This is a genomic window from Collinsella aerofaciens, from assembly GCF_025289055.1.
GTDB lineage: Bacteria > Actinomycetota > Coriobacteriia > Coriobacteriales > Coriobacteriaceae > Collinsella.
The window spans coordinates 38,447-65,256 of sequence record NZ_JAESIQ010000007.1 but is presented as its reverse complement, the minus strand read 5'-3'; the positions used below and the strand labels follow the sequence as shown (position 1 = coordinate 65,256).

The following is a 26,810-nucleotide window of genomic DNA, read 5'->3' as shown; positions in this document are numbered from 1 at the left end:
CGGTGCCGGCTACCGCCAAGAAGCCTTCGGGTAAAAAAGGCGTCAACCCGTTGTCTTCACTTGGGGCGATGGCAAATAAAACGTCAGACGCCGCTTCTCTCGTTACAGGCAAAGGCAAAATCGTGGGCGGCGTTCTGGCCGTCTTGGCCGTGCTCGTCGTCGTTGCCGTCGTGGTGATCAACTCTGGATTGTTTACCGCCACTGATATTCAGATTCAAGGCAGCGAGCATGTGACGAAGCACGATGCTATCCAGCTGATCGATTTGCCCGAGGGAACGTCGCTTTTTAACGTCGATCCTGACCAGATTACCGAGGACCTCAAGCAGAACCCGTGGGTGTCGGGCGTGGATGTCCAGCGTCAGTTCCCGCATACGCTCATCATTACGCCGATGGAGCGCAAGGTCATCGCAATTGCCTATATCAGCTCCGATGACCTTGCCTGGGCCATCGGGGATGATGACACCTGGATCGCCCCGCTGTCGACGTCGGTCGAAGTGGATGACCAGGGCAACGTCATCACGACGGGGCAGGGCTCAAATACCCTGACCGGCATTGATGCCGCGCTGGCGCTCGCTAAGCACTATGGCGCGGTGTTGTTGACTGATGTCTCGGCGGATGTCGCTCCGGTTTCCGGCCAGGCGGTGAGCTCCAAGGCCGTTAAGGCTGGCTTGGATTATGTGCGTGGTTTTTCGAGCGAGTTCTTGGGACAAGTCAAGGATATTTCCACGCCTTCGGTCGAAGCCATCTCGGCAAACCTCAATAACGGCATTGAGGTGTCGCTGGGTGATTCGAACGATATCGTCAAGAAGGAGCGCGTAGTCACCAAGCTGCTTTCGCAGGTAGAGGGCGTAACGTATATCAATGTGCGCTCTCCGGGTAACTATACATTTAGGAACGCTCCGACCTCGTAGCGCTGGTTGATGCTTTGTTGAGGGGTCATACCACGCCGTTTATCTGGTTTGTTTGGTTTTCACGGTCAATTATTTGACTGATACGTTCATAATGTGCAACCATAATACGGTTTACCTTTGCATTTACTTTCAACCTGAAGGTTAATGTGCGCGGGGTCGACCCATGCTATGGCTATAACCTTTGTTCGGAGGACCGACATGCACGAGACAGAGATCAACAACTACCTTGCCGTCATTAAGGTGGTCGGCGTCGGCGGCGGCGGTACCAACGCGGTCAATCGAATGATCGAAGAGGGCATCCGCGGCGTCGAGTTTGTTGCCATCAACACCGATGCTCAGGCACTCGCGATCTCTGATGCCGATATCAAGGTGCACATCGGCACCGACCTTACCCGCGGCCTGGGCGCCGGCGCCAACCCCGAGGTTGGCCGCAAGGCTGCCGATGAGTCCCGCGACGACATTGCCGAGGCGCTCGCTGGCGCTGACATGGTGTTCATCACCTGCGGCGAGGGCGGTGGCACCGGTACCGGCGCTGCTCCCATCGTTGCCGATATCGCGATGAACGAGGTCGGTGCGCTGACCGTCGCCGTCGTGACCAAGCCCTTCACCTTCGAGGGCCGCAAGCGCAAGAAGAGCGCCGAGGAGGGCATTAAGACCCTCTCCGATTGCGTCGACACCATGATCGTCATCCCTAACGATAAGCTGCTCGACATCGCCGAGAAGAAGACCACCATGCTCGAGGCCTTCGCGATTGCCGATGGCGTCCTTTCCCAGGGCACCCAGGGCATCACCGACCTCATCACCGTCCCCGGTATCATCAACTTGGACTTCGCCGATGTTAAGACCATCATGAAGCAGGCCGGTACCGCCATGATGGGTATCGGTACCTCTTCTGGGGATACCCGTGCCGTCGACGCTGCCCAGCAGGCCATCTCCAGCCCGCTGCTCGAGAGCTCCATCGATGGCGCCACGCGCGTGCTGCTCTCCATCGCCGGTTCCAAGGACCTGGGCATCCAGGAGATCAGCGACGCCGCCGACGTTGTCGCCAACGCCGTCGACCCCGAGGCCAACATCATCTTCGGTACCGTTGTCGACGAGTCCCTGGGCGATCAGGTGCGTATCACCGTCATCGCTACGGGCTTCTCCGACTCCAACGTCAACCGTCAGGACGAGCTCTTTGCTGCTCAGCAGTCTCAGAGCAAGGCCGCTGCCTCCGCTGAGCCGCAGCGCACCGCTCCTGCCACGAGCCCGGCTCAGGCCGCTCCGACCCGCAACGTCGGTGGCACCGAGCTTCCTAACTTCGGCAACGATCAGTTCGAGCTTCCCGACTTCCTGAAGCGCGGTAGCTTCTAAGTCGTTCTTTGCATTGTTGTGCACAGGGGCGTGTCCGTATGGACGCGCCCTTTTTATTTCGACTTTGTAAACTAGAACCTCCAATCTCTTTACGTTCCCTTTACGATTGCCTCCAGCGCAGCAGGTATCCTTTTAGAGAAGTATGACAGCCGTATAAACGCGGGCTGTAGCGGCGATGCCGCGGTACTTGTGTTATTAGGAGGCTTTAGTATGGCAGCACGTGCGGACAACGTTTCGCGTGTCGACCATGATGGAGTTACGTTGGTGGAGGGCGCGACATCCGATGTTCGCTTTGCCTTCACCGAGCGCGCCGGTGGCGTTTCCGAAGATGCGTACTCCTCACTCAACTTGGGCTCGCATGTTGGCGATGACCCCTTTGCTGTTCAAGAAAATCGTCGTCGTGCGCTCGAAGCTATGGGTGCCGCCGAGTGCGAGCACAACCTGCTCGTTCCCAATCAGGTCCATGGTGATCATATCGTTGCGGTGACCTCGAACGGCGCCGATGACCTTGAGGACGTTCGCGAGCAGATTGCCGAGGGCTGTGATGCCATCGTCTGCACGGCGCATAACGTGCCCGTGCTGCTCTGCTTTGCCGACTGCGTTCCCGTGGTGCTGGTGGCCCCTGGCGGATTTGCCGTGGTGCACTCCGGTTGGAAGGGCACGATTGCACGTATTTCCGCCAAGGCGTGCCAGGCGCTTTGCGATGCTGCCGGCTGCGATGCGAGCAACGTTTCCGCCTATATCGGCCCCCATATCTTGGGTGACGAATATGAGGTATCCCAGGAACTCATGGATCGCTTTGCCGCCGAGTTCTCTTGCATCGATGCGAGTGCCTCTCGCATGCTCGATCTTTCCGCTGCCATTCGCGAGGCGCTGGTAGATGTCGGTGTCGACGCGGATAATATCGTGGATACCCAGCTTTCGACTGTGCGTCAGAACGACCGCTTTTATTCCTACCGTAACGAGGACGGCACCTGTGGGCGCCATGCTGCGATCGGCGTGATGCTATGAGAAAGATCGTATCGGTCCTGAGCGCCGCTGTGCTTACGCTTATGCTGTGCGCCTGTTCTTCGGGATCTTCTACCTCTTCCATTACCGTCGCCGGCTCCACGACCTGCCTTCCTATCGCCGAGATTGCGGCCGAGGGCTTTAAGGAGGAGACCGGCATCGACGTGCTCGTTTCCGGTTTGGGTTCTTCCGCTGGCATCGAGGCCGTCAGCGCCGGCACAGCCGATATCGCCAGCTCCTCCCGTGGACTCAATGCCGACGAACAGGATCTGGGCCTGACTCCCATCGTCATTGCCCACGACGGTATCGCGGTCATCGTGAACGACGATAACCCGGTCGATAACCTCTCGACCGAGCAGCTCCGCGATATTTACGCCGGCAAGATCACCAACTGGAAAGAAGTCGGTGGCGAGGACCTGAGGATCCAGGTCATCAATCGAGATGAGGCGTCCGGCACGCGTGAGGCCTTCCGCACCATCGTGATGGACGGCACCCCGTTCGATCGCCGCTCGGCCGTTCTTTCGGGCACGGGCCAGGTGCGCGACGTGGTATCTCGTTCGCGCGGTGCCATTGGCTACATTTCGCTGGGCTTCGTCGATAGTCTCAACGCCAAGACCTCGGTCAAGGCCGTCTCGGTCAATCATGTTGAGGCGTCCGAGAAGACGGTCGCGAGCGGCGGCTATCCCATCTCACGCGACCTTTACTTCTTTGTGAAGGGTGCGCCTTCGCAGCAGGCGCAGGATTACATCGACTATGTGACGTCCGAAAAGATGGACAAGCAGATTCGCGAGGCGGGCTTTATTCCCGTCACCAACGACGAGAAGGGGAGTGAGTAGCATGGAAGCACAGGAAAACTCCCAGACTGAGCAGAATGTTCAGACGCCCAAGAAGCGCGAGCTGGCGCTCGTATCGCACAGTACCTATATCAAGGAGAAGGCGCTGCAGTGGATCTTCTTTGCCTGCGCGTTCTTGGCGGTCGTTACCGTCATCCTGATTTTTGTCTTTACCACGTACTCGGCGCTGCCCGTCTTTACTGACATCGGTCTGGCGGACTTCTTTAGCTTTACGTGGGCGCCTTCCGAGGGCCACTACGGCATCTTGTCGCTGCTTGCCGGCTCGGGTCTGGTGACCGTCGGTGCGCTCGCCATGGGCGTGCCGCTGGGCGTGGGTACGGCCGTTTACCTGGTCGAGATTGCCAGCAAGCGCGTGCGCAAGCTCATCAGCCCCGCCGTTGACCTGCTGGCGGGCATACCCTCCATCATCTACGGCTTCTTTGGCATGATCATCATCCGCCCGTTTATCGCACAACTGACCGGCGGCCTTGGTTTTGGTGCGCTGACGGCGTGGTTTGTGCTCGCCATCATGATCGTCCCTACCATCACCACGCTCACCATCGATGCTCTCAATTCCATTCCCATGGGCATTCGCGAGGCATCGTATGCCATGGGCGCCACCAAGTGGCAGACCATCTATAAGGTCGTGCTACCTGCCGCGAAGCTGGGTATCGTTGATGCCATCGTGCTGGGTATGGGCCGTGCCATCGGCGAGACCATGGCTGTGCTCATGGTCGTAGGTAACGCCCCGGTTATTCCCGACAGCATTGCGAGCCCCATCTCGACGCTCACGAGCCAGATTGCGCTCGACATGAGCTATTCCTCGGGTCTGCACCGCTCGGCGCTGTTCGGCATGGGTGTGGTCCTGTTTATCATCTCCGCCACACTGGTGGGCATCGTCCGTCTGATTTCCAAGAAGAAGAGGGGGTAGGCTATGTCCGATTCCGTTGACACGACGGTCGATACGACCTCGTCGCGCGAGCGCATCAAGCGTGCCCTTTCCCACGGCAAGAAGGGCCGCATCAACAAGGACCTGTCCAACAAGATCATGCTTGGCGTGTTCCGTGCCGCTGCCTACATCACCACGCTGGTGCTGGTCGCTATCATCGCCTACGTGGTCATCAACGGCCTGCCACACATCTCGCTCGACTTTATCTTCGGTTGGCCCCAGGGCGTCAACGCCGAGGGCGGTATTTGGCCCACGATCGTCTCGACCGTCTATGTGACGGCGCTCGCCATGCTTATCTGCACGCCGATCGCTGTGCTGGCAGCCGTCTATCTGGCCGAGTACGCCAAGCAGGGCAAGGTCGTCGAGCTCATTCGCTACGCTGCTGACGCTTTGGCCTCGGTGCCCTCCATCGTTATGGGTCTGTTTGGCTACGCCTTGTTTGTCGAGGCCATGGGCTTGGGCCTTTCGATGGTCTCTGCCGCCCTGGCACTCGCGCTCTTGATGCTTCCCATCGTCATGCGCACCACCGAAGAGGCCATTCGCGCCGTTCCGCGCTATATCCGTTGGGGCGCGTACGGTCTGGGCGCCACCAAGTGGCAGGTTGTCTCCAAGATCGTGCTTCCTTCTGCCTTTGGCCGTATTGCCACGGGCATCGTCCTCGCCATCGGCCGTGCCATTGGCGAGACCGCGGTGGTGCTCTACACCATGGGGCAGGCCATCAATCTACCTATTTCGCCGCTCGATTCCGGCCGCCCCATGACGGTTCACCTGTACCTGCTTGCCAACGACGGCATCAACATGAACGCAGCCTACGGCACCGCGCTCTTGCTGATGGTGATCATTCTGGCCTTCAACCTGTTTGCGCGCTTCCTGTCGCGCAAGCGTCGCTAGTTAAGGAGTCCCATGTCCGTTTATCAGTCCGCTCCCACGCTGGAGCAAGCGGCCATTACGGCCAAGGATTTCAACTTTTGGTACGGTGACTTTCATGCGCTGACGGGGCTCGACCTCAACATCGCCAAAAACGCCATCACCTCGTTTATTGGCCCTTCGGGCTGCGGCAAATCGACGTTTTTGCGCTGCATCAACCGCATGAACGACCTGATCGAGGACACGCGCATCGAGGGCACCATGACGCTCGACGGCAACGATATCTATGCCGAGGGTGTCGACCCGGTCGATCTCCGTCGTCGCGTGGGCATGATCTTTCAGCAGCCCAACCCGTTTCCCAAATCCATCTACGAGAATGTCGCCTTTGGCCCTCGTCTGCAGGGCGTGACTAGCAAAAGCGACCTCGATGACATCGTGGAAGAATCGCTCAAGCGCGCCAACCTCTGGAAAGAGGTATCCAATCAGCTCAACAAGGATGGTTTGGCGCTCTCGGGCGGTCAGCAGCAGCGTCTGTGCATCGCGCGCGTGCTTGCGGTGCAACCCGATGTCCTTCTGATGGACGAGCCCTGCTCCGCCATCGACCCCACGTCCGTCTCTAAGGTCGAGGATTTGATGGCCGAGCTGGCGCCCGAGATGACGATCATCATCGTCACGCATTCAATGCAGCAAGCAGCTCGTATCAGCGACTACACCGCATTCTTCTTGCAGGAAGTTGCCGGCGAGCCCGCCACACTCATCGAGTATGGTCAAACCGACGCGATCTTCACCAGCCCGGTGGACTCGCGGACGGAAGACTATATCACCGGCCGCTTTGGCTGATCGGTGCGACTAGTCCCAAGCCGATCGGACCTGGTCCGGTGCGTATTCACTGTGCGGGCGGCATGACCGCACCCAACTGATTGGAGTGAACCATGCGCAAACTGTTTTCCCGTCAGCTCATCGAGGCCCGCCACGAGATGCTGAGCATCTACGAGGCCGTCGATCTGGCCCTCCACGATGCCGTGAAGGCCTATGTGACCGACGACCGCAAGCTCGCCACCAAGACCAAGAAGCGCACGCTTTCGATTGACGCACGCTGCGCCAACCTGGAGGCCGTCTGCTACAACCTGATCGCCACGCAGTCACCGGTCGCCTCCGACTTCCGCCTGCTTCAGACGATCATCTACGTCGACTTTAACCTGCAGCGCATGACCGATAAGGTTCGCCAGATCTGCCGCGCCACGCGTCATATGATCAAGGCCGATATCTCGCTGCCCAAGGAGCTTGTCGGCACGGTCGAGGCCGAGGCTGAGGCCGTCTACCAGGTGCTGGGCTCTTCGCTTTCCGCGCTCGTCACCAATGACATGTCCATCATTTGCAACTTGGCCGTCGAGGACGAGCCAGTGCACGCCGCCTACGAGAAGTTCTTCCGCACCTTTAACCGTATGGATACGGGCGACTTTATGGACGACGACAGCAACTATGACGACCTGCGCCGCGCTATCATGGTTTCGCGCTACCTCGATCGCATCGCTTCGATTTCCATCGATGCCGCTTGCCGTCTGACCTTCCTGTTGACTGGTCAGCGCATGAATGCCGGCGATATCGCCCGCACTGATGAGGATGAGCTCGAGAGCATGCGTGTGCCTTCGGGCGAGGGTGTTATCATGAGGCCCGCCGTCGACGCGCACTACGTTGCCAAGGTGCCCGTTAACGAGGTCAGCGAGGGTCTTCGCTACCTGTTCGATCATCTTGAGGACGAGGACGATGGCGAGGACGACGAGGAGTAAGTAATCCTGTTCGTCGAAAGATTGTAAATACCGAAGCGAGCGCGGCCTTGCACATGCGGGGCCGCGCTCTTGCGTTAGCATGGGACTACTTGTTTGGCTGTCAGCGGAGGCGATTAGCAATGGATAACTATTTGGACTTGATGCGCGCTCGCCGCGAGCAGATTCTGGAACGTTTTTATGCGGCGCTCGATCGCGCGGGCCGCCCCCACGACGCCGCGCGCCTCATTGCCGTGTCCAAGACCGTTGGTGTCGATGAGACCGTTGCCGCCATCCAGGCGGGGTATCGCCATTTTGCCGAGAACCGCCCGCAGGAGCTGGTTCGCAAGCTCACGGGTCTGGCGGAGCATCCGGAGCTGCCCGAGGTGCGCTTCGATATGATCGGCAACCTGCAGACCAATAAGATCAATGCGGTGCTGGGCTCAGCCGAGCTGATTCACTCGGTGGGTTCGCTGCATCTGGCGCAGGCGATCTCGAGCCGTGCTGTCCGCAAGATTGAGGCAGGCGAGCTCACTGGCCTCCAGCGTGTGCTCATTGAGGTCAATGTGAGTGGTGAGGAGTCGAAGGGAGGCTTTTCGCCCGATGAGATTCGCGCCGCCGCGGGTGAGCTTGCGGAACTTGAGGGAATTTGCGTACAGGGGCTTATGACTATGGCGCCCCGGGGGAATAAGGATGTGGCACGCCGCACCTTTGCGGGGCTTCGTGAACTGAGGGATGAGCTGGAGGCGGCGCATCCCGATTTGAACCTGCCTGAGCTTTCCTGCGGTATGAGCGAGGACTTTGAGCCTGCCCTTGAGGAGGGCTCTACGCTCGTTCGCCTGGGCAGGGTAGTATTTAGCCCGGAGTTTGCAGTAAAATAAGGCTCTGAAGTGCGCACTGATTATCGGGGCGCCTGCACTAAACCGCGAGAGGACACAACCATGGGCTTCCTTGACGAGATTAAAAATAAGATGCACCTGGGCGGCCAGCAGGGTTACGACCAGGGTTATGGCCAGGACGACGACTACGGCTACGATGATGGCTATGACGATGGCTATCAGGGCAACGGCTACAGCGGTGCTTCGGGCGAGGGCTTCTACACCCAAGACGAGCCGAGCAACGGCCTGCTTGGTCAGACGCGCCGTGGTGAAGCTGAGTCGGTTGCCGTGTATACACGCTCCGGACAGCTGGTCGGCGATGACTCTCGCCATGCCACGACGTATAACCCGCCTTCGCGCTCGCAGGACAGTGTTGCGAGCGGTTATCGTCCTGGTGCTTATGACACGCCGTCGAGCTACGCCGAGAACACCCGCGCCCGTGCCGCCGCTGCGCCCGCGCCTGCACCGAGCGATGCCTCGGCTTATGCGAGCAATATCATCAACGCCACGCCGCAGCTGCCGGCCTATGTCCTGCGCCCCGAGAGCTATGATGACGTGGAGACCGTGGTGCGCCGCGTTCGCACCAAGCAGCCTGTCGCACTGATTTTTGTGGGCGTACGCACCGAAGTTGCCAAGCGCGTCTTGGACTTCTCTTACGGCTTTGCCTGCGGTCTGGGTGCCACGGTCAAGGAGGTGGGCGACCGCGTGTTCATGGTGCTGCCCGCCGGTTGCGAGGTCAAAGATTCCGATCTCAAGAAGCTTCGTGCCGACGGCTACCTCAAGTAAAGACAAGACGAGGAGATTCCCATCAACATCTACACTATCGTCCAGCTGGTCAACACGCTGTTCAACTTCTATTCCACGCTCATTATCGTCTACTGCTTTATGACGTGGATCCCCATGAAGCAGGGTGGTTTGCTTCAGGATATTGCCGCGGTGCTTGATAGCGTGTGCGGTCCGTGGCTCAACCTGTTCCGTCGTTTCATCCCGCCGATGGGCGGTATCGATTTTTCGCCGGTCGTTGCGATTATTGCGTTGCAGTTGGTGCAGAGGCTGGTTCTGCAGCTTCTTATAGGTATACTCGTGTAGAACTGACTTAGTAACTTACGTCGGGCGTGTAGCGCCGAGGCGATGAAAAAGGAGACTTGTTATGGCTATTACCCCTGCAGACATCCAGGCCCAGACTTTCTCTGAGGCCAAGCGTGGCTACGATCCTGCCGAGGTCGACGTCTTCTTGGAGACGCTGTCTTCCGAGGTTGACGCTATGCTCGCTAAGATCGTTGACCTTAAGGGTCGCCTGACTGCTACCGAGCAGCAGCTTGCCGATGCACAGGCTCAGCTTGCCCAGGCTCAGGATACCGCCGACCAGGCCGTTCCTGCCGCCCCCGTGGCTGCTCCCGCCCCTGACTTCTCCGCTCAGGAGCGCCAGATTTCCGCTGCCCTGATCGCTGCCCAGCAGACCGCTGAGACCATCGTCAACGATGCAAACGAGAACGCTGAGCGCATCCGCAACGAGGCTGACGCCAAGGCCCGCGAGGTTATCCGCCAGGCTCTGACCGAGAAGCAGGCCGAGCTCGAGGAGATCGATCGTCTCAAGGCTTCCCGTGAGGAGTTCAAGGCCGAGTATCTCAAGCTCATCCAGCACTTTATGGACGATGCCCAGAACTCCTTCCCGGCCGATCTGATGGCCTCTACGCCGGTCGGTTCTGCCGCTTCTCCTGCGGTGACTGTTCCCGCCGAGCCGCTGCCCGTCGCTGACCCGGTTGTCCCCGTGGCCGATCCCTTCGCCCCGATCGATAACTTCGCTGCCGACGACCTGGACTAACATTCGGCCTACAATTTAGTGCCTAGAAAGGACCCGCAGCTTGCGGGTCCTTTTTTATGACTGTGCCGGGGTGCGTAACATAAAAAACCGAGCCCTGCACATAGTGGCGCAGAACTCGGCGAACGGGTGAGCGGTAAAAGGTAGGTTTTAGGGCATGTGCCAAAAACTACTTGAGGAGGAAGTCGGGGAGGGGAATGGTACGGGCCTCGCGATGCTCGGGATCGGCGATGTGGTCGGCAGGATAGCCACAGACGAGCATGTGATAGGGATAGACGCCCTCGGACAGGTTGAACCGCTCCTGTGCCACCTCAGGCTTAAAATGGCATACCCAGCACGTTCCCAGACCCTGCTCGGTGGCCTCCATCATCATCTGATCACACACGATGGACGTATCGATTTCACTGGAATTCATCTGGTCATACGGGCGCACCCAAGCATCATCGGTAACGCTGCAAATAAGGAAAACAAGCGGAGCCCCAAAGATAGACCCATCACGAGCAAACCGAGGCTGACAAGCAGCAGCCTTCTCCAGAAGCTCAGGCGTATCCAACACCATCACACGGGTTGGATGATTATTACAAGCAGAAGGAGCAATACGCCCAGCCTCAACAATGGCATCCACCACCGACTGCTCAACAGGACGATTCTCAAACTCGCGACAAGAATACCGAGACCGAGCCAGATCCAAATACCCCATAACCAAACCCTCCAAAGTCAGCAAATTTATCCAAAGTAAACCAAAGGGTACCCAAAGCCCCATCCACCCAAACGTTTAAGGCGGTCCCAAAGTTTCCAATTGGGCCCCAAGGTCCTGTCAACAAAGGCCCCATCGCTTTCAAAGTATCAGCCAAAGTTCCCAATGGTGGTACGTAAGGCGAAGGGCCGGCCACGGTTTACTTTCGAACGACTCTGCAAAGCAGCCGGAGTGAGAAAGCAAACCGTGGCCGGCCCTTCGCCGCCGGGACACGTACCCCCAATTAACTGTTCTTCATGACAATCGAATCCACAACATCGGCCACATTCTCGCAGCAGTCGGCGCAGTACTCCAGGAAGGCGTACACGTCACGCCAAGCGATGACCTCGAGCGGATCCTTGCCGTTAACGTGCAGGTTGCGCATGGCGTTGATGTAGAGCTCGTCGGCCTCGGACTCGATGGTGTTGATCTGGATGACCAGTTCGCGCAGCGTTTTGGACTTGCGGTAGTTGGGCAGCTCGACCATCAGGTCCTTCATGGCGCGGCAGGCATCGGTTACCTTGTGAGCGATGACGATGGCATCGGGGTGGATGCTCTGGATGTTGGTGAAGTAGACGCGTTGCACGACGCCTTCGATGCGGTCGAGTACGGTGTCGAGCGAGCAACTCATCAGGTCCAGATCCTCGCGCTCAAGCGGGGTGATAAAGGCGGTGAGCAGGGCGTCTTCGAGCTCATGGTGCTTCTTGTCTGCCGCATGCTCAATCGCATGCATCTTATCGAGCATGTCGTGGATCTGCGCGGGGTCAAAGTTCTCAAAAATCTTGGTGAGCAGCTCGGCTGCCTGAACGGCGAGGTCAGCGCAAGCGACGTAGTTGTCAAAGTAGAACGAATCGGGTTTCTTTGCCATGGGTGGGTCCTTTCGAGGCGAAGACGGGTGGGCGAAGCATTGCAGTCCGGATGGACGCTCGGTTTGACTAGATGAACATCATGAACAGCTTGGCCATAACAAAGCTGATGAGTCCGCAGGCGGGGAAGGTGAAGAACCAGGTGAACATCATGTCCTTGACGACGCCGAAGTTGATGGCCGAAAGGCGCTTGACGGCACCGACGCCCATGATGGCGCAGGTCTTGATGTGGGTGGAGGACACGGGGATGCCGGTAAGGGTGGCAAGCAGCAGGTTTGCGGCGCCCGCCAGGTCGGCGGAGAAGCCCTGGTACTTTTCGAGCTTGACCATGCTCTGGCCGACGGACTTGATGATGCGCTCGCCGCCCACGCTGGTGCCGATACCCATAGTGGCCGAGCACAGCAGCATAATCCAGATGGGGATGCCTGCATCGCCGACGCTCGTCTGGCCGCTGGCAAAGGCCACGCCTAAAAAGAGCACGCCGATGAACTTCTGTCCATCCTGCGCGCCGTGCATAAAGCTCATGGCCGCAGCGCTCGCGATCTGAGCGTATTTAAAGAAGACATTGGCACGTCGCCTGTTGGCGGCGGCGAAAAGAATCGAGACGAGCTTGCACAGGACCCAGCCCATGACAAAGCCCAGGCCGATGGAGAGCGCCAGGCCGTAGATGACCTTCATCCACTCGTGGACGTTGACGCTGCTCGCGCCGCCGAGGGCGATAGCGGCACCGGTCAGGCCGGCGATAAGGCTGTGGCTTTGCGAGGTGGGGATACCAAAACGCGACGCTGTGGCGCCGTAGACGACGATGGAGAACAGCGCCGCGCAGAGGCACGCGAGCGCCATGGTGCTGTTTCCGCCAAAGTCGACGATATGCGAGATGGTATTGGCGACGCTCGCGTTAAAGTGCGTCATGATGAGCACACCGAGGAAGTTGAATGCGGCGCTCATGAGAATGGCGGCGCGGGCGGGCATGCAACGCGTAGTGACGCAGGTCGCGATGGCGTTGGGCGCGTCGGTCCATCCATTGACGAAGATGGCGCCCAACGCGAGGATCACGGTGACGGCAAGGACTGGGTTCGACACAATTTGGCCGAGGAAGGTTGAGAACGTTACGTCCATATATGGGCTTTCTCGAAGTTTGCAGACACGTTACAAAAACATGATAAATCGTATCACCTCCTGTGGGTTTCTTTACCGAGTTCTGATGGGAGAAGTGAACTTTTTGGCACTAAAATTGAATATTAGCCCTGTTGACCGCGGGTGTTCTTTTTGCTAACACGCCATGCGGACACGTGCGATTACTACGACACTCCAAAACCACAGTCTGTTCGCTTTACAACATGCAAACATGCGTTCGATAATAGGAGGCATGGAATATCGACAGACAGATGGCAAAACTCGGCGCGTGCACAAGCAGTATGTGGACGTCGTGGCTCGCATCCTCGCGGGCGGACAGGTCGTGCCGGTCACCGTCTGCTGGGTCGACGGTCGTTGCTTTACGATTGACGAGATTGTCTCGACCACTGGGTTTGGCCTGACGGTTCACGGCATCCGTACGGCAACCTATAAGGTGCGTTTTGGCGGGCACGCGACCGAGTTGTATCTGGAGGACCAGACGCGCGAACGACCAGATGGTTCGCAGGCCCATCTGATGCGTTGGTGGGTGTGGGCATTCGACCGTACACTCGAGGGCGAGCGCCGTGGGTAAGGACGTACGGCATTCGGGTACAATGACAGGAATCTTGTCACCTGCTGCGCCGTCTTTCACGGCACTTTTTGAAAGGACGAACCTATGAACGATATCCAGGGCTATCAGAACGGCCCCGTCGAGAGCGGCGCAAGCCGCGCCAAGGAGATGTCGCCGCGCGCGTACAATCTCGCCATGTCTGCCCTGATCTTCTTGGGCTTTTGCGCCATGGGCGCCGGCGCCTACTTTACGAGCACCATGTCGTTTGCGCGCATGATGATGAGCGGCGCCGCCCTGCCGCTGGTCTTTGGCTCGTTTATTTTGACCATCGTCGGCATGGTCATGATGTCGGCCGCCGCCAGCAAGCAGTCCGTGGGCCTGTCCCTTGTGGGCTACGTAATCTTTGCGAGTACCTTTGGCCTGACCGCGTCGTTTGGCCTTGCCAACTACGACCTGCCCACCATCAACACTGCCTTTATCGCCACGGCCGCCATCGCCTTTGTCTTTGGCACGCTTGGCGTGACCTTCCCCAAGTTTTTCCAGCGTGTGTATGGCATCGGTTTTGGTATTCTGCTCGCCACTATTCTGGTTGAGATCGTGCTGATGTTCATGGGCGTGTCGCAGTCCATCACCGACCTGATCGTGATTGTGGTGTTCGCTGGCTTTATTGGCTACGACACCTATGTTGCCACGACGGTGCCGCCTACGCTGCCCAACGCCGTGCTCATGGCCTCTAACCTGTTCGTGGATATTATCAACGTGTTCCTGCGCATTTTGAACATCCTCGGCCGTCGCGATTAAAGCGCGGCATTGCGACGCTTCCTGCCGGACACGGTAAAACGATGCGAAAGGCGGTCCTTCGGGGCCGTCTTTTTTGTGCGCGGCGGGGTATCATGGATGGGAAAAGCCGATAGCGGCAGCGACAGGAAAGGTGACCATGTATGGCAGACGTCGACAACAGGAACCGTAACCGCAGGTCCAACCGAGCGGGTCAGCCCAATCCCAAGCGCGAGGCCCGTGCCAAGGCCGCCGAGCGTCACGTGGCAACTGTGTCCGAAGCGTGCGCCAAGGATATCGAGCGTTCGCTTGCCGGCGTGTGCGAGTTCGATGGTATGCCTGCCGGTTTTGTCGCGGCGATGAAGGCCAAGGCCCAAGCGGCCGACGCTGTCGAGGAACAGGTTGCCGAGGAGTCTGAGGCCGCCGAGGCCGAGACCGCTGAGGTTGCGTCCGCCGAGACCGAGGTTACGGCCGAGCCTGCACACGCAGAGGAGGCCACGGAGACCGAGTCCGCGCCTGCCGCCGAGGAGCCCGCTCCGGTCCTGCCCGAGGTCACCGTGCTCGACGCCTCTGCCACGCAGGCCATTCTGGATAACGGCCGAGGCTATGCGCAGTTCTGCGACATGGCCGTGCTCGACTTTGCCTCGTTCACCAACCCGGGCGGCGGCTACATCCAGGGCTATCTGGGTCAGGAGGCCACGCTCTGTGCCGATTCGTACCTGTACAACGTGCTCGATAAACAGCGCAAATGGTACGGCGAGAACCGTCGCCGCAACATCAACTGCGAGCTTTACCGCAACCGTGCGCTGGTGGTGCCTGCGGTGCGCTTCGACCGCAACCACGTGCATGCGTATGCCGACGTGATCGTGGCCGCCGCGCCCAACGCCAAGCGCGCTCGCCAGGAGTATCGTGTGGGTGACGATGCCCTGCTGGACGCCCTGCGCGATCGCATCCGCTTTGTGCTTGCCATCTGCGACGAGCTGGGTCGCGAGAAGCTCGTGCTGGGCGCTTGGGGCTGCGACAACAACGGCTTTGACGCCGAGGCCGTGGCCGAGCTCTTCCGCAAGGAGCTCGCATCGGGCGACTTTAAGGTCAAGCAGGTCTTTTTTGCCGTGCCCTCTACGCGCTGGGACGAAGATTTTGCCAAGTTCGAGCATGTGCTGGCAAACTTCCCCGAGCGCAACGAGGAGTCCTATGCCCAGGTTGCCGCTCGCGCTGCGGCTGCCCGCGCCGCCGAGCAGGCCCAGGCTGCCGCCGAGGACGATGAAGACGATGACGATTGGCGCAAGTACCTGTAATCGGTATGTGCTGACAGATAGGTCGATTCGGCGGGAGAGACTGCTCCCGCCGACTTTTTCTTTTTACTAGAGGAAGGGCTTACGATGAAAAACGTTCTGTGCTTTGGCGACAGCAATACCTACGGCTATGATCCGGCGGGCATGCGCGACGGCACCGCGGTACGCTATGCGCACGATGTGCGCTGGTGCGGCGTGGCCCAGCGCGACCTGGGCGAGGGCTGGCACGTGATTGAGGAAGGCCTCAACGGCCGCACGACGGTGCGTGACGACATGTGCCATCTGGACACTAATCTCAACGGCATCCGCGCGTTGCCGATGCTGCTCGAGACTCATAAGCCGTTGGATGCGATCGTGATTATGCTGGGCACCAACGACTGCAAGACGGTCTTTAGCGTGGGGGCTGCCGATATCGCTGACGGTGCCATGGCGCTGATTCGCACCGTCCGCGCGTTTCCCTGGACCGAAGCCGCGCCCTGCCCGCGTATTCTGCTGATGGCGCCTATCAAGATTAAACCGCAGATCGCCGATGTGTACATGACCGACTTTGACGAGCGCTCCGTCGAGGCCTCGGAGCATTTTGCCGAATACTATGCGTATGCTGCTAAACAGTTTGGCTGCGACTTTTTGAATGCCGCTGATTTTGCCGAGCCGGGCGATATCGATTATCTGCATATGATGCCCGAAAGCCACGAGAGCCTGGGCCACGCCGTGGCAGCCAAGCTCCAAGAGATGCTCGGTGAGTAGCGCGACCCAAAGCAGTACAGAAGTTCCCCTTGCGACGGCTTGTTTCGTTGGTTTGTTTTGATCTGTAACAGTTGTAAGGCCGAAAACGGGCTAGATGTTACAGATTGAGATTATTTAGGTCGATATCGGTCGTTTGTCTCGATCTGTAACATCTAGGGTCGATTTTGCCGAGTTACTGTTACAGATCGAGATTTTCTTCTCAGCGGAATTTGAATGTCTCAATCTGTAACAGGTGGGCGGCTAAATCGTCCCTATCTGTTACAGATTGAGACATTTGCAGGAACCGCCACAAAGGTGTTCTTTGCGGCGGTTTTGGGCTGCGAATCTTAATACTGCCACATGTGGTTGACGGGGCCGGAGCCTTTGCCCATGTCAAAGCCGGCGGCCAGAGCGCCCGTTAGGTAGGCCTTGCCGGCGTTGACGGCATCGGCAAGATCCATGCCCTGGGCCAGCGCGCAGGCGATGGCGGACGAGAGCGTGCAGCCGGTGCCGTGTGTGTTATTGGTATCGATACGCTTGTGGCGGAACCACGTGGTGAGTGGATCTCCCAGATGGTTGCCCTCGTCATCGAGCGGCGCGGGTTCGGCCAGTACATCGTTGGCCTCGTTGACAAGATGCCCACCCTTAACGAGGGATGCACAACCAAAGCGGCGGGTGAGGAGCATGGCAGCATTTTGCTGCGTGCGCTCGGAGTCGACCTCGTAGTCGAGCAGGGCCATGGCCTCGGGAATATTGGGCGTGATAACCGTCGCTAGCGGGAACAGGCGGCGGGTGAGCGCCTCGGCGGCATCTTCGGCAATCAGCCGTGCGCCCGAGGTGGCGACCATGATGGGGTCGACGACCACGTTTGTCGCGTTCCAAGCGCTCAGGCGGTCGGCGATAACATCGATAATCTCGGCAGAGGAAACCATGCCAATCTTGACGGCGTTGGGGCGGATATCGTCAAAAACGGCATCGATCTGCGCCGCTACGATATCTGGCGAGATATCCTGCACGGCGGTAACGCCCAGGGTGTTTTGCGCTGTGATGGCGGTGATGGCCGTCTCGGCATACAGGCGGTGCGCCGTGATGGTCTTGATGTCGGCCTGAATGCCGGCGCCACCGCTGGAATCGGATCCCGCGATGGACAGGACGGCAGGTACCTTACTACGATCCATGTTCGCTCCCTTGTTCGGTCGGAATCAAATGGGTCTTTAAGCCAGCATTATAAAGATGCCCGGGCCGACTCTATGCCGAACCCGGGCGGGCGATGCAATCTCTACGCAAGTGTAAGTAAATGTTCACAAGTCAACAATTGACAGGCACCAGCTCGCCGCCAGAAGCGGCCGCGGCGACAGGGTTAGTCCTCCATGCCGAGGTCGATCGTGGTGCCCTCGAAGATCTTGTTGACGGTGCGGACGGCGCACATCTTGCCACACATGGTGCAAGTGCCCTCGGTGGCGGCGGGGGACTCCTCGTAGCGCTTCTTGCCCGTAACCGGGTCGAGCGCGCACTCCCACATGGCGTCCCAGTCGAGCTTGCGGCGTGCCTGGCCCATCTTGTCGTCCATGTCGCGGGCGTGGGGCACCTTTTTGGCGATGTCGGCGGCGTGTGCGGCGATCTTGGTGGCCATGAGGCCGTCGAGCACATCCTGGGCGTTGGGCAGGCATAGGTGCTCGGCCGGTGTCACGTAGCACAGGAAGTCGGCACCGGAGCTGGCGGAGATGGCGCCGCCGATGGCGGCGGTGATGTGGTCGTAACCCACGCCGATATCGGTTACCAGCGGTCCGAGCACATAGAACGGAGCATTGTGGCACAGGCGCTTCTGCAGTTTCATGTTGGCGGCGATCTCGTCGAGCGCCATATGACCCGGGCCCTCGACCATGACCTGGACGCCGGCGGCCCAAGCGCGCTTGCACAGCTTGCCCAGCTCGATCATCTCAGCGGTCTCGGTGGCGTCGTTGGAGTCGTAGAGGCAGCCCGGGCGGCAGGAGTCGCCGAGCGAAATCGTCACGTCGTACTCGTGGCAAATCTCGAGCAACTCGTCGTAGAACTCATAGAACGGGTTCTCGTTACCGGTGACCTCCATCCAGCCAAACAGCAGTGAGCCGCCGCGGCTCACGATGTTCATCAGGCGGCCGGTCTCCTTAAAGGTCTTGGTGACCGACTTGTTGATGCCGCAGTGAATGGTCATAAAGTCCACGCCGTCCTCGGCATGCGCGCGCACGACTTCGAACAGGTCGTCCTTGGTGAGCTTGACCAGCGGCTTTTCCATGTAGCCGATGGCGTCGTACATGGGGACGGTGCCTACCATGAGCGGCGTCTCGTCGATGAGCTGCTGGCGGAACTGGCGCGTCTTGCCCGAGTTGGAGAGGTCCATGATGGCGTCGGCGCCAAAGTCCTCGGCGATCTTGACCTTCTTCCATTCCTCGGCGGCATCGGCCTTGTCGCCCGAGATGCCCAGGTTCACGTTGACCTTGGTGGACAGGCCCTCACCGACGCCAAAGGCGCGCATGCCCTTTTTGATGTGCACGATGTTGGCGGGAATGGCGATGCGGCCGTCGGCCACGCGCTCGCGGATGTACTCGGGGTCGCGATGCTCGCGCTCGGCGACCTCCTTCATCTGCGGTGTGATCTGCCCGGCGCGGGCGAAGTCGATTTGCGTGACGAGCTTGGGCTCGGTCTGTGTGCTCATTGGCACGGCTCCCTTCGTTGGCATTACCCATATCAGGTTTGCGGGTCAGGGCGGGCGCGCCCAGTCTCAGCCTGCCGTCTTGTCCTGCAAGCTCCCCGTTTATGTAATGGGCTCAAGTATAGCTCGAATGGGTACGATTGGCCTAACGAGCGTGCCTGTGGGGAGGCGTACATGGAAGACAAGCATCTATATCGAGAGACGCAATGGGATGTATCGGCCGAGGAAAGCCGTGCGCACCATGGGTTGGTCGCGATTGGTTTTGCGGTGCTTGCCGTGCTGGTGATTGCCTTTTGTATTTGGACGTTCGGCGGTCGTGGCGGCGCCGCCTGGGAGTTTGAAGCCGACGAGGGCCTGCCGATTATGACCATGAAAGTTTCTGGTGGCAACACGGTTGCCGCACCCGGCGACTATTGGTATCCGTGCGACGAGTTTGTGCAGCTGCAGCTGAGCGGCGGGTCTATTCCGGGCGAAGAAATCGAACGCGTGACGTTTGATGCGGCAATCAAAACACTCACGGTGAAGCTCAAAGATCAAGGGGGCGTGCCCACGACCATGGATTTCGCTCTGACGGAGTGGCGTCTGGAACCTCCGTCGGGCGTTACGGTATCCGACGTAGAGCACGTTAAGATTACCTACCAAGATGGCTCGACGAGCGAGATTGCAAAGGCCGATGGCTTGGCGGAGTAATGGGGTGTTTGGAAACGGCGGGCCTATTGTGCCTGCGCGTTCATGAAAACCAGGGTGTTTTTGTCTGAAAGCTCGGGGATGTGCCGATAGCCGATATTGAATGCGGTGAGTTCGCTTGCATCCTCGAGCTTGTTTTCTGCCATCCACCGCACCATGGAGCCGCGCGCCTTTTTGCTGGCGGTCGACCGTTGGATGGGCTTCCCGTTGCGGATACCCTCGCCAAAGAGGCATGTGACGGCCGTGGCGTCGCCCGCGAGGTGGGGCAGAACGGCTTTGGCATACTCTACGCTGGCGAGGTTGACGATCGTGGTGTTTGAGCCTGCCGGGGCGATAGCCCGCGCGAGCTTGTCGCTCCAAAACGCGTAGAGGTCTCGGGCATCGTCAACGGCGAGCTTCGCGCCCATCTCCAGCCGATACGGTTCGACGGCATGAAAGGGACGAACGCACCCGTAGAGGCCGGAGAGGATCCACAGATGGTCTTGCAGCCATGCGAGCTGCGCGGAATCCATCACCTCGGGTGCCATGCTCTGGTATTGAATGCCGTGATAGGACATGACGGCAGGGGAGAGGTGGCGAGCGAGTGCGGGATTGTCGAGATCGCCGCTTTTCAGGATGGGCCCGAACTCATGCAGGGTGTTGAGGCAAGGCCCCAGCAGTTTGTCACTCACGTTCCACAGCGCCTGCAGGCCGCCGCTGCCTTCATTCCGCTCGATATCTAGCAGTGCGCGGTGGAGGCGAGCCGTCTCGCGCACAAAGGGTGGGATGCCCAGGACTTCAAAAGCATCTTGGGCCGCGCGCATCTGCTTGGCGGGCGAAATGATGACCTGCAGCATGAACTCTCCTCTGCCAAAAAAGAAATTGCGGTGGAATACGGTCTGTTTTGGCCGTTTATGGGCCAGTTTAGTCCGTATTTCACCGCAACTGATGAAGGGTTGGTTAGGCTCGCTCGATGAAGGCCTTGTAGCCGCGGTAGGCCTCGTAGATGTCGGCCTTGTTGGCGACCTCCCACAGGGCGTGCATGGACAGGACGGCAACGCCGGAGTCGATGACGTTCATGCCGTACTTGGCCATGATGTAGGCGATGGTGCCGCCGCCACCCGCGTTGACGCGGCCGAGCTCGCAGGTCTGGAAGTCCACGCCTGCCTCGTCCATGATGTCGCGGACGAGGGCCACGTATTCGGCGTCGGCGTCGTTCGAGCCACCCTTGCCGCGGCTGCCCGTGTACTTGTTAAAGCACAGGCCGCGACCCATAAAGGCGGCGTTTTTGGTCTCGAACTTGCCGGCATAGCCCGGGTCGAAGCCGGCGGACACGTCGGAGGAGAGCATGCGGCTGCGGGCGAGTGCGCGGCGCAGGGCCAGCGGGCTATCCTCGCCGGCGAGCGTCATGATCTCGGCGACGGTGTTCTCGAAGAAGCGGCTCGTCATACCGGTGGCACCCACGGAGCCGATCTCCTCCTTGTCGACGATGAGCGTGATGCTCGTGCGCTCGACATTGGCCACATTGATCTGGGCGAGCATGGAGGGGTAAGCGCAGACGCGGTCGTCGTGACCATAGCCCAGAATCATGGAACGGTCGAGGCCCATGTCGCGGGCGGGGCCGGCGGGCACGACCTCGATCTCGGCGGAGAGGAAGTCCTCCTCCTCGACGTCGTACTGCTCCTTGAGGATGTCCAGGAACATCTGCTTGACGGGCTCCTTGGGGGCGTCCTTGTCGTCCTCATCGAACTTGACGGGACGGCCGCCCACGATCACGTCGAGGATCTCGGCGTCGACGGCGTCCTTGGCGGGCTTGGCCATCTGCTCGCTCGAGAGGTGGATCAGCAGGTCGGAGATGGTAAAGACCGGATCGTCGGCCTTGTCACCGATGTTGATGTCGACGGTGGTGCCGTCCTTTTTGCAGATGACGCCCACGAGTGCAAGCGGGGAGGCCACCCAGTGGTAGCTCTTGACGCCGCCGTAGTAGTGCGTGTCGAGGTAGGCCATGTCGCCGGCCTCGAAGGCGGGATTCTGCTTAAGGTCCAGGCGCGGCGAGTCCACGTGGGCGCCCAGGATGTTAAAGCCCTGCTCGAGCGGGGCGGTGCCCAGGTTGACGAGCATAAGGTCCTTGCCGTGATTGGCGGCGTACACCTTGTCGCCTGCCTTGAGCTCGCGGCCTTCGGCGATCACGGTCTCCAGGTCGACGTATCCCGCCTCCTCGGCCATCTTGATGCCGGTCTTGACGCACAGGCGCTCGGTCTTGTTCTCGCTCAAAAACTGCTTATAGCCGCGGCAAAGCTCCTCGAGCTCCTCGACTTGCTGTGGCGTGTACTTTTTCCATGCGCAGGGACGCTCCATGACGCAGGCTCCTTTCGGATCGATCGTGCTGGTTGATGTACCGTGAGCCATCGTATCACGCGCGGGCTCACGGTGGCGGGGGAGCTTGATGTGAGGTGGCCGCGGGGCGGGGAGCGTGTAAACTGGAGTGAGCAAACCGTGCCCAGCCCAAAGCGAGGTATTCAATATGTCTGACAAGCGCCGTACCTTTGCCGTTATCGACGGCAACTCGCTCATGCATCGCGCCTTCCACGCCGTGCCGCCGACCATGAACGCGCCGGACGGCCGCCCCACCAACGCGATCTTCGGCTTCCTGAACATGTTTCTCAAGATGATCGATGCCTTTAACCCCGACGGCGTGGTCGTGGCGTTTGATAAGGGCAAGCCGCGCGTGCGCATGGAGATGCTGCCGCAGTATAAGGCGCAGCGCCCGCCCATGGACCCCGATCTGCATGCGCAGTTCCCTATGATCAAGGAGCTGCTCGTCGCACTCAACGTGCCGATTCTGCAGTCCGAGGGCTGGGAAGGCGATGACATCCTGGGTACTATGGCGCGCCTGGGCGAGCAGGCCGGCTGTGACATGCTGCTGGTGACCGGTGATCGCGACATGTATCAGCTAGTTACCGAGCACGTCAACGTGGTCTCGACCCGTAAGGGCCTGTCCGACGTGGCGATCATGACGCCCGAGAGCGTGGATGACCTGTATCACGGCATTACGCCGGCGCTCGTGCCCGATTTTTACGGTCTAAAGGGCGATACGTCGGACAACATTCCCGGCGTACCGGGCATCGGCCCCAAAAAGGCGAGCGCGCTCATCGCACAGTACGGCAGCTTGGACGAGGTCATCGCGCATGCCGACGAGGTCAAGGGCAAGATGGGCGAGAACCTGCGTGCTCACATCGACGATGCGCTGCTGAGCCGCAAAGTCGCAACCATTCGCACCGATGCGCCCGTCGAGCTCGATTTTGAGGCGACGTCCTTCCCGGCGTTTTCTGCCGACGAAGTGTCCGCGGCGCTGGGCACGCTTGGTATCACCGCCATGCAGAACCGTTTCTTGGCGCTGATCGGCGGCGAGGGTGGCGCTGCTGCCGCTGCTAGAACGTTTGAGATGCCCACGATTGAGCGCACCGCTGCCGGCGATGCCGAGGCGCTTGCTGACGTGGCGTCCGAGGTTTCGCGTGCGATCGAGGCGGGCGAGTGGGTCGCCGCCGTGGTGGACGATGACAAGGAAGAGGGCGCGCTCTTTGGACTGACGCGCACGCTGTGGTTGGCGACGTCCAAGGGCCTCTTCGCGCTCGAGGAGGGCGACAGCTGCGCGGCGGCTGAGGTTGAGGGCTTCAACTTCGTTCACGGCGTGATTGCTGGCGTGCTCGCGCGTCTGTTTATGGAGGGTCGCGTGGCGAGCCCGGATATGAAGGTGCTGTTGCACGAGCTTTCGCCCATCGATTCTTCTGAGCCCGAGCTCATGGATCCGCTCGCTGCCGATTCCACGCGTATCTTCGATACCGTGGTCGCTGCCTATCTGCTGGATTCCGATCGCTCCGAGTTCGATGAGGCATATCTTGCCGATACGTATCTGCAGATGGCGTTGCCTGCGGCGCGCGGCGCAGAGGGTGCTGGTGAGGACGCTCCAGCGCCTGCCGCCCGTACTGCGGCTCTGACGCTGGCGCTCGTGACGCCGTTGCGCGAGTGCATGGCCCGTGAGAATGCCGCCAACGTGTTCGATGGCATCGAGATGCCGCTCGTGCCGGTGCTTGCCAAGATGGAGCGCGCGGGAATGCTCGTGGATCCCGACCGCCTGCGTAATCTGTCCGAGGGCCTGGCGACCCAGATCACCGAGGTCGAGCGCAGCATTCGCGACCTGGCGGGTGACGAGACCTTTAATATTGGCAGTCCCATGCAGCTGTCGCATGTGCTCTTTGATGTGATGGGGCTTCCGACCAAGGGCCTCAAGAAGACTAAGCGCGGCTACTATTCGACCAACGCCAAGGTGTTGAGCGACCTTGCCCGCGACCACGAAATCGTGCGTCTGATCTTGGATTGGCGTGAAAAGTCCAAAATCAAGTCCACCTATCTGGATACGCTGGGCCCGCTGCGCCGTGGTGACGGTCGCGTGCACACCACGTACAACCAGACCATCACGGCAACGGGGCGTCTGTCCTCGAGCGACCCGAACCTGCAGAACATCCCGACGCGCTCGGAGCTGGGTCGTACCGTCAAGACGGCGTTTTCGGCAGGCGAGGGAAGCGTCTTTTTGGCGGTGGACTACTCGCAGATAGAGCTGCGCCTGCTGGCACATCTCTCGGGTGACGAGCACTTGGTGCGCGCCTTTAACGAGGGCGAGGACTTCCATGCCGAGACGGCGGCGCGCGTATTTGGTGTGCCGGTGTCCGAGGTAACGCCCGACCTGCGCAGTCGCGCCAAGGCCGTGAACTTTGGCATCGTGTACGGCCAGCAGGCCTATGGTCTGTCACAGTCGCTGCATATCTCGATGGCCGAGGCGCGCGACATGATCGACCGCTACTACGAGGCCTACCCGGGCGTGCGTACATTCCTCGACAACGTGGTGGCGCGCGCCAAGCAGACGGGCTACGCCGAGACCATGTACGGCCGCCGTCGTCATATTCCGGAGCTCAAGGCCAAAAACCCGCAACTCCGCGGTTTTGGCGAGCGCACGGCCATGAACCACCCCATGCAGGGCACCGCCGCCGACATCATCAAGATCGCGATGGCCCGCGTAAGCCGCCGTCTGGAAGAGGAGGGCTTTGCCGCCCACATGATCTTGCAGGTACACGACGAACTGGACTTTGAGTGCCCCATCGACGAAGTCGAGCGCCTAACCACCATGGTCCGCGACGTCATGGAGCACGTCGTAGACCTCCGCGTTCCCCTAATCGCCGAAGCCAGCACCGGCATAACCTGGGCCGATGCCAAATAGGAAAGCGCTCCGTAAGGTAAGCTCGCTCAAGACGCAAGCCCCCACATACTTAAGATTTGGGACAAACACTACTGATTAATTTGTCCCACAGTAACCAAAACAGAGGGGAGCCCCTTCCAACAAGGAGCTCCCCTCTGCTCAAATCATTTCAGCTAAGTACTTAGACACTCAAGACGTCATCTTGGCGGCGAGTAAGTAAACCTAGGGCCTGGCCGGGCGGCACGGGTTAACTTTTCGTAGATTCCGCACGCAAAGAAAGCCACTTAATGTGGCTTTCGTCTTGCGCAGGACCTGACCGAGCGAAAAGTTATCCCGTGCCGCCCGGCCAGGCCCGATGGGACGGCTACCGAGCCGCCAAGATGGCGTCGATGAGCGTCAGTACGCCCCCGTCGTTGTTGCTCGGAATGCGCCACTTGGCGTGCGCGTTCATATGCTCCTCGGCATTGTCCACGATAAAGCTGTGCCCGACGCGCTCCAGCATGGGGATATCGTTGTAGGTGTCGCCCACGGCGGCGGCGTCGGCGATATCAATGCCGAGCTGCTCGCACAGATGCGCGACGCCGGCGCCCTTGTCGACGCCCAGGTTCATAAAGTCGATCCACTCGCGCCCGGCGTTGGTGACGTAGAGCTTGTCCGAGAACTCGGGGCTGTAGGTCTCGCGGAATGCGGGCTCGGCATCGTAGGCAGGGAAAAAGACCGAGATCTTATTGGACTCGATATCAAGGCCCTCAAAGGTGTCGACATAGTTGATCGTGTTGTAGTACACACTGATTTCGTCGTGGTACTGATGGTCGCGGGCGAGCACATAGAACTCGTCGTAGCAGCACAGGACAGGAACGGCGCGCGGGTCCTCCGAGGCACGAGCGAGCACCTGCTGATACAGCGCCACATCGATGTTGCTCTTATAGATATAGTTGCCGCGATAGATGACGCAGGCTCCGTTGTCGGGACAAAAAGCAAGGCGGTTTTTGATGCTCTCGAACATCTCCTCGAGCTTGGGGGCGGGACGTCCGCTGGCGGGGCAGAATACGATGCCGGCGTCGGCGAGCTTGTCCAGGCGCTCATCAAGACCCTGTGGTAACACGCGCTCGTCGGTCAGTAACGTCTTGTCCATATCGACGGCGAGAATCTTAATGATTCCGATATTGGCGTCCGATTCGTAAGTTTGCATAAAAGCGAGCCTTTCGTTTCGAGTTTGTTTCAGACGTTATAACCATCAACTCGTAGTCGGCCGTATTTTCGCAGGATTGGCGCGTATTTGCATCACTATTCACAAACTAATGAAAAAACTTTTCAGAAATTTGAATTTGTCGCTTGTGCTGCGGGCGCTTTAGCGTAATATAGCGAACATCGAAAACGGAGACGGCGAAAGCACCGCTTACCGAAGAAAAGGTACCGTTTGCGATATTTGAATTGCGCCCGGCGATAGGTGAAAGGAGAGGCAAATGCAGTTCGTAAAGATCATCACTACTGCAGACAATGCCATCCGACGCCAGCGCGCAATTTCCCGACGACGATAACAATCGTCTCTGCCCGCATGGGGCGAATTGCCTCAACAGAGTCATTTTGAGGTCGTTGGGTTTTAGCACGACATTGCTGCATGTTTCTAGGGCATGTATGTGCTGGTTTTTGCTATTTAACCTGATATTGCACGGTATTCGGCCTTGAAATGACTTGCAACTGACCGATGTTCTAACTAGCTA

26 protein-coding genes are annotated in these 26,810 nt (G+C 59.4%); 18 read left to right on the top strand and 8 right to left on the bottom strand.

Going from position 1 to position 26,810, the window contains the following annotated elements; translation table 11 throughout:
- Nucleotides 1-122: 122 nt before the first annotated feature.
- The 12 genes from JMJ97_RS03400 (at nt 123) to JMJ97_RS03345 (ending at nt 10,390) form a co-directional block, all read left to right on the top strand.
- A complete protein-coding gene (locus JMJ97_RS03400; protein WP_239057629.1) occupies nt 123-911 on the top strand; it encodes a cell division protein FtsQ/DivIB in 789 nt (262 codons plus the stop codon).
- A gap of 198 nt (nt 912-1,109) precedes the next feature.
- A complete protein-coding gene (ftsZ, locus tag JMJ97_RS03395; protein WP_022094491.1) occupies nt 1,110-2,264 on the top strand; it encodes a cell division protein FtsZ in 1,155 nt (384 codons plus the stop codon).
- A 210-nt stretch (nt 2,265-2,474) separates the two neighbouring features.
- The gene (locus JMJ97_RS03390) at nt 2,475-3,275 is read left to right on the top strand and encodes a purine nucleoside phosphorylase YfiH/LACC1 family protein (protein WP_152067754.1); all 801 of its coding nucleotides are present in this window, start codon (nt 2,475-2,477) and stop codon (nt 3,273-3,275) included.
- On the top strand, nt 3,272-4,108 hold the full coding sequence (locus tag JMJ97_RS03385; protein WP_260699165.1) for a phosphate ABC transporter substrate-binding protein: 837 nt from the start codon (nt 3,272-3,274) through the stop codon (nt 4,106-4,108). Before JMJ97_RS03390 ends, JMJ97_RS03385 begins: the two co-directional genes overlap by 4 nt.
- A 1-nt stretch (nt 4,109) precedes the next feature.
- The gene (pstC, locus tag JMJ97_RS03380; protein ID WP_152067753.1) at nt 4,110-5,036 is read left to right on the top strand and encodes a phosphate ABC transporter permease subunit PstC; all 927 of its coding nucleotides are present in this window, start codon (nt 4,110-4,112) and stop codon (nt 5,034-5,036) included.
- Between the two features lie 3 nt (nt 5,037-5,039).
- Complete coding sequence (gene pstA, locus JMJ97_RS03375) at nt 5,040-5,945, top strand: phosphate ABC transporter permease PstA (protein ID WP_006234250.1); 906 nt, start codon at nt 5,040-5,042, stop codon at nt 5,943-5,945.
- A 12-nt stretch (nt 5,946-5,957) separates the two neighbouring features.
- Nucleotides 5,958-6,761: a phosphate ABC transporter ATP-binding protein PstB gene (gene pstB / locus JMJ97_RS03370; RefSeq protein ID WP_152067752.1), complete on the top strand. Its 804-nt coding sequence runs from the start codon at nt 5,958-5,960 to the stop codon at nt 6,759-6,761.
- 92 nt (nt 6,762-6,853) lie between these two features.
- On the top strand, nt 6,854-7,711 hold the full coding sequence (locus JMJ97_RS03365; RefSeq protein WP_260699164.1) for a phosphate signaling complex PhoU family protein: 858 nt from the start codon (nt 6,854-6,856) through the stop codon (nt 7,709-7,711).
- Between the two features lie 119 nt (nt 7,712-7,830).
- Nucleotides 7,831-8,568 carry a YggS family pyridoxal phosphate-dependent enzyme gene (locus JMJ97_RS03360; protein ID WP_055309819.1) on the top strand — a complete coding sequence of 246 codons (738 nt, stop codon included), beginning with the start codon at nt 7,831-7,833 and terminating at the stop codon, nt 8,566-8,568.
- A gap of 60 nt (nt 8,569-8,628) precedes the next feature.
- Nucleotides 8,629-9,351, top strand: coding sequence for a cell division protein SepF (locus tag JMJ97_RS03355; protein WP_022094497.1), 723 nt, complete (start codon nt 8,629-8,631; stop codon nt 9,349-9,351).
- A 15-nt stretch (nt 9,352-9,366) separates the two neighbouring features.
- Complete coding sequence (locus JMJ97_RS03350) at nt 9,367-9,654, top strand: YggT family protein (protein ID WP_338404614.1); 288 nt, start codon at nt 9,367-9,369, stop codon at nt 9,652-9,654.
- A 61-nt stretch (nt 9,655-9,715) separates the two neighbouring features.
- Complete coding sequence (locus JMJ97_RS03345; RefSeq protein ID WP_148346099.1) at nt 9,716-10,390, top strand: DivIVA domain-containing protein; 675 nt, start codon at nt 9,716-9,718, stop codon at nt 10,388-10,390.
- Between the two features lie 166 nt (nt 10,391-10,556).
- On the opposite strand, the gene JMJ97_RS03340 is transcribed toward JMJ97_RS03345, so the two are convergent.
- From JMJ97_RS03340 to JMJ97_RS03330, 3 genes are all read right to left on the bottom strand, one after another.
- Nucleotides 10,557-11,087: a nitroreductase family protein gene (locus JMJ97_RS03340; RefSeq protein WP_260699163.1), complete on the bottom strand. Its 531-nt coding sequence runs from the start codon at nt 11,085-11,087 to the stop codon at nt 10,557-10,559.
- A gap of 280 nt (nt 11,088-11,367) precedes the next feature.
- Nucleotides 11,368-11,991, bottom strand: coding sequence for a DUF47 domain-containing protein (locus tag JMJ97_RS03335; protein ID WP_055309822.1), 624 nt, complete (start codon nt 11,989-11,991; stop codon nt 11,368-11,370).
- Nucleotides 11,992-12,058: 67 nt separating this feature from the next.
- A complete protein-coding gene (locus JMJ97_RS03330) occupies nt 12,059-13,108 on the bottom strand; it encodes an inorganic phosphate transporter (RefSeq protein ID WP_117640318.1) in 1,050 nt (349 codons plus the stop codon).
- Nucleotides 13,109-13,358: 250 nt separating this feature from the next.
- Between JMJ97_RS03330 and JMJ97_RS03325 the strand changes: the two genes are divergently transcribed.
- The 4 genes from JMJ97_RS03325 to JMJ97_RS03310 all read left to right on the top strand — a co-directional run bounded on the left by JMJ97_RS03325 (nt 13,359) and on the right by JMJ97_RS03310 (nt 16,495).
- A complete protein-coding gene (locus tag JMJ97_RS03325) occupies nt 13,359-13,697 on the top strand; it encodes a hypothetical protein (RefSeq protein WP_006234236.1) in 339 nt (112 codons plus the stop codon).
- An 84-nt stretch (nt 13,698-13,781) separates the two neighbouring features.
- A complete protein-coding gene (locus JMJ97_RS03320) occupies nt 13,782-14,477 on the top strand; it encodes a Bax inhibitor-1 family protein (RefSeq protein ID WP_260699162.1) in 696 nt (231 codons plus the stop codon).
- A gap of 140 nt (nt 14,478-14,617) precedes the next feature.
- Nucleotides 14,618-15,751 carry a TIGR02452 family protein gene (locus JMJ97_RS03315; RefSeq protein ID WP_260699161.1) on the top strand — a complete coding sequence of 378 codons (1,134 nt, stop codon included), beginning with the start codon at nt 14,618-14,620 and terminating at the stop codon, nt 15,749-15,751.
- Nucleotides 15,752-15,835: 84 nt separating this feature from the next.
- A complete protein-coding gene (locus tag JMJ97_RS03310; protein WP_260699160.1) occupies nt 15,836-16,495 on the top strand; it encodes an SGNH/GDSL hydrolase family protein in 660 nt (219 codons plus the stop codon).
- 326 nt (nt 16,496-16,821) lie between these two features.
- On the opposite strand, the gene thiD is transcribed toward JMJ97_RS03310, so the two are convergent.
- A complete protein-coding gene (thiD, locus tag JMJ97_RS03305) occupies nt 16,822-17,652 on the bottom strand; it encodes a bifunctional hydroxymethylpyrimidine kinase/phosphomethylpyrimidine kinase (RefSeq protein WP_260699159.1) in 831 nt (276 codons plus the stop codon).
- A 182-nt stretch (nt 17,653-17,834) separates the two neighbouring features.
- A complete protein-coding gene (gene thiC / locus JMJ97_RS03300) occupies nt 17,835-19,169 on the bottom strand; it encodes a phosphomethylpyrimidine synthase ThiC (RefSeq protein WP_006234165.1) in 1,335 nt (444 codons plus the stop codon).
- Nucleotides 19,170-19,340: 171 nt separating this feature from the next.
- Here thiC and JMJ97_RS03295 point away from each other — a divergent pair, with 171 nt between their 5' ends.
- On the top strand, nt 19,341-19,856 hold the full coding sequence (locus JMJ97_RS03295) for a hypothetical protein (protein WP_260699158.1): 516 nt from the start codon (nt 19,341-19,343) through the stop codon (nt 19,854-19,856).
- Between the two features lie 23 nt (nt 19,857-19,879).
- On the opposite strand, the gene JMJ97_RS03290 is transcribed toward JMJ97_RS03295, so the two are convergent.
- Both JMJ97_RS03290 and JMJ97_RS03285 read right to left on the bottom strand, forming a co-directional pair.
- Complete coding sequence (locus JMJ97_RS03290) at nt 19,880-20,689, bottom strand: YaaA family protein (protein WP_260699157.1); 810 nt, start codon at nt 20,687-20,689, stop codon at nt 19,880-19,882.
- A gap of 103 nt (nt 20,690-20,792) precedes the next feature.
- Nucleotides 20,793-22,190 (bottom strand): aminopeptidase, encoded by a 1,398-nt coding sequence (locus JMJ97_RS03285; RefSeq protein WP_260699156.1) that lies wholly within the window; start codon nt 22,188-22,190, stop codon nt 20,793-20,795.
- A 166-nt stretch (nt 22,191-22,356) separates the two neighbouring features.
- Here JMJ97_RS03285 and polA point away from each other — a divergent pair, with 166 nt between their 5' ends.
- The gene (gene polA, locus JMJ97_RS03280) at nt 22,357-25,107 is read left to right on the top strand and encodes a DNA polymerase I (protein WP_260699155.1); all 2,751 of its coding nucleotides are present in this window, start codon (nt 22,357-22,359) and stop codon (nt 25,105-25,107) included.
- A gap of 343 nt (nt 25,108-25,450) precedes the next feature.
- Here the strand turns inward: polA and JMJ97_RS03275 are convergent, their stop codons facing one another.
- A complete protein-coding gene (locus tag JMJ97_RS03275; RefSeq protein WP_260699154.1) occupies nt 25,451-26,278 on the bottom strand; it encodes a Cof-type HAD-IIB family hydrolase in 828 nt (275 codons plus the stop codon).
- Between the last annotated feature and the right edge of the window lie 532 nt (nt 26,279-26,810).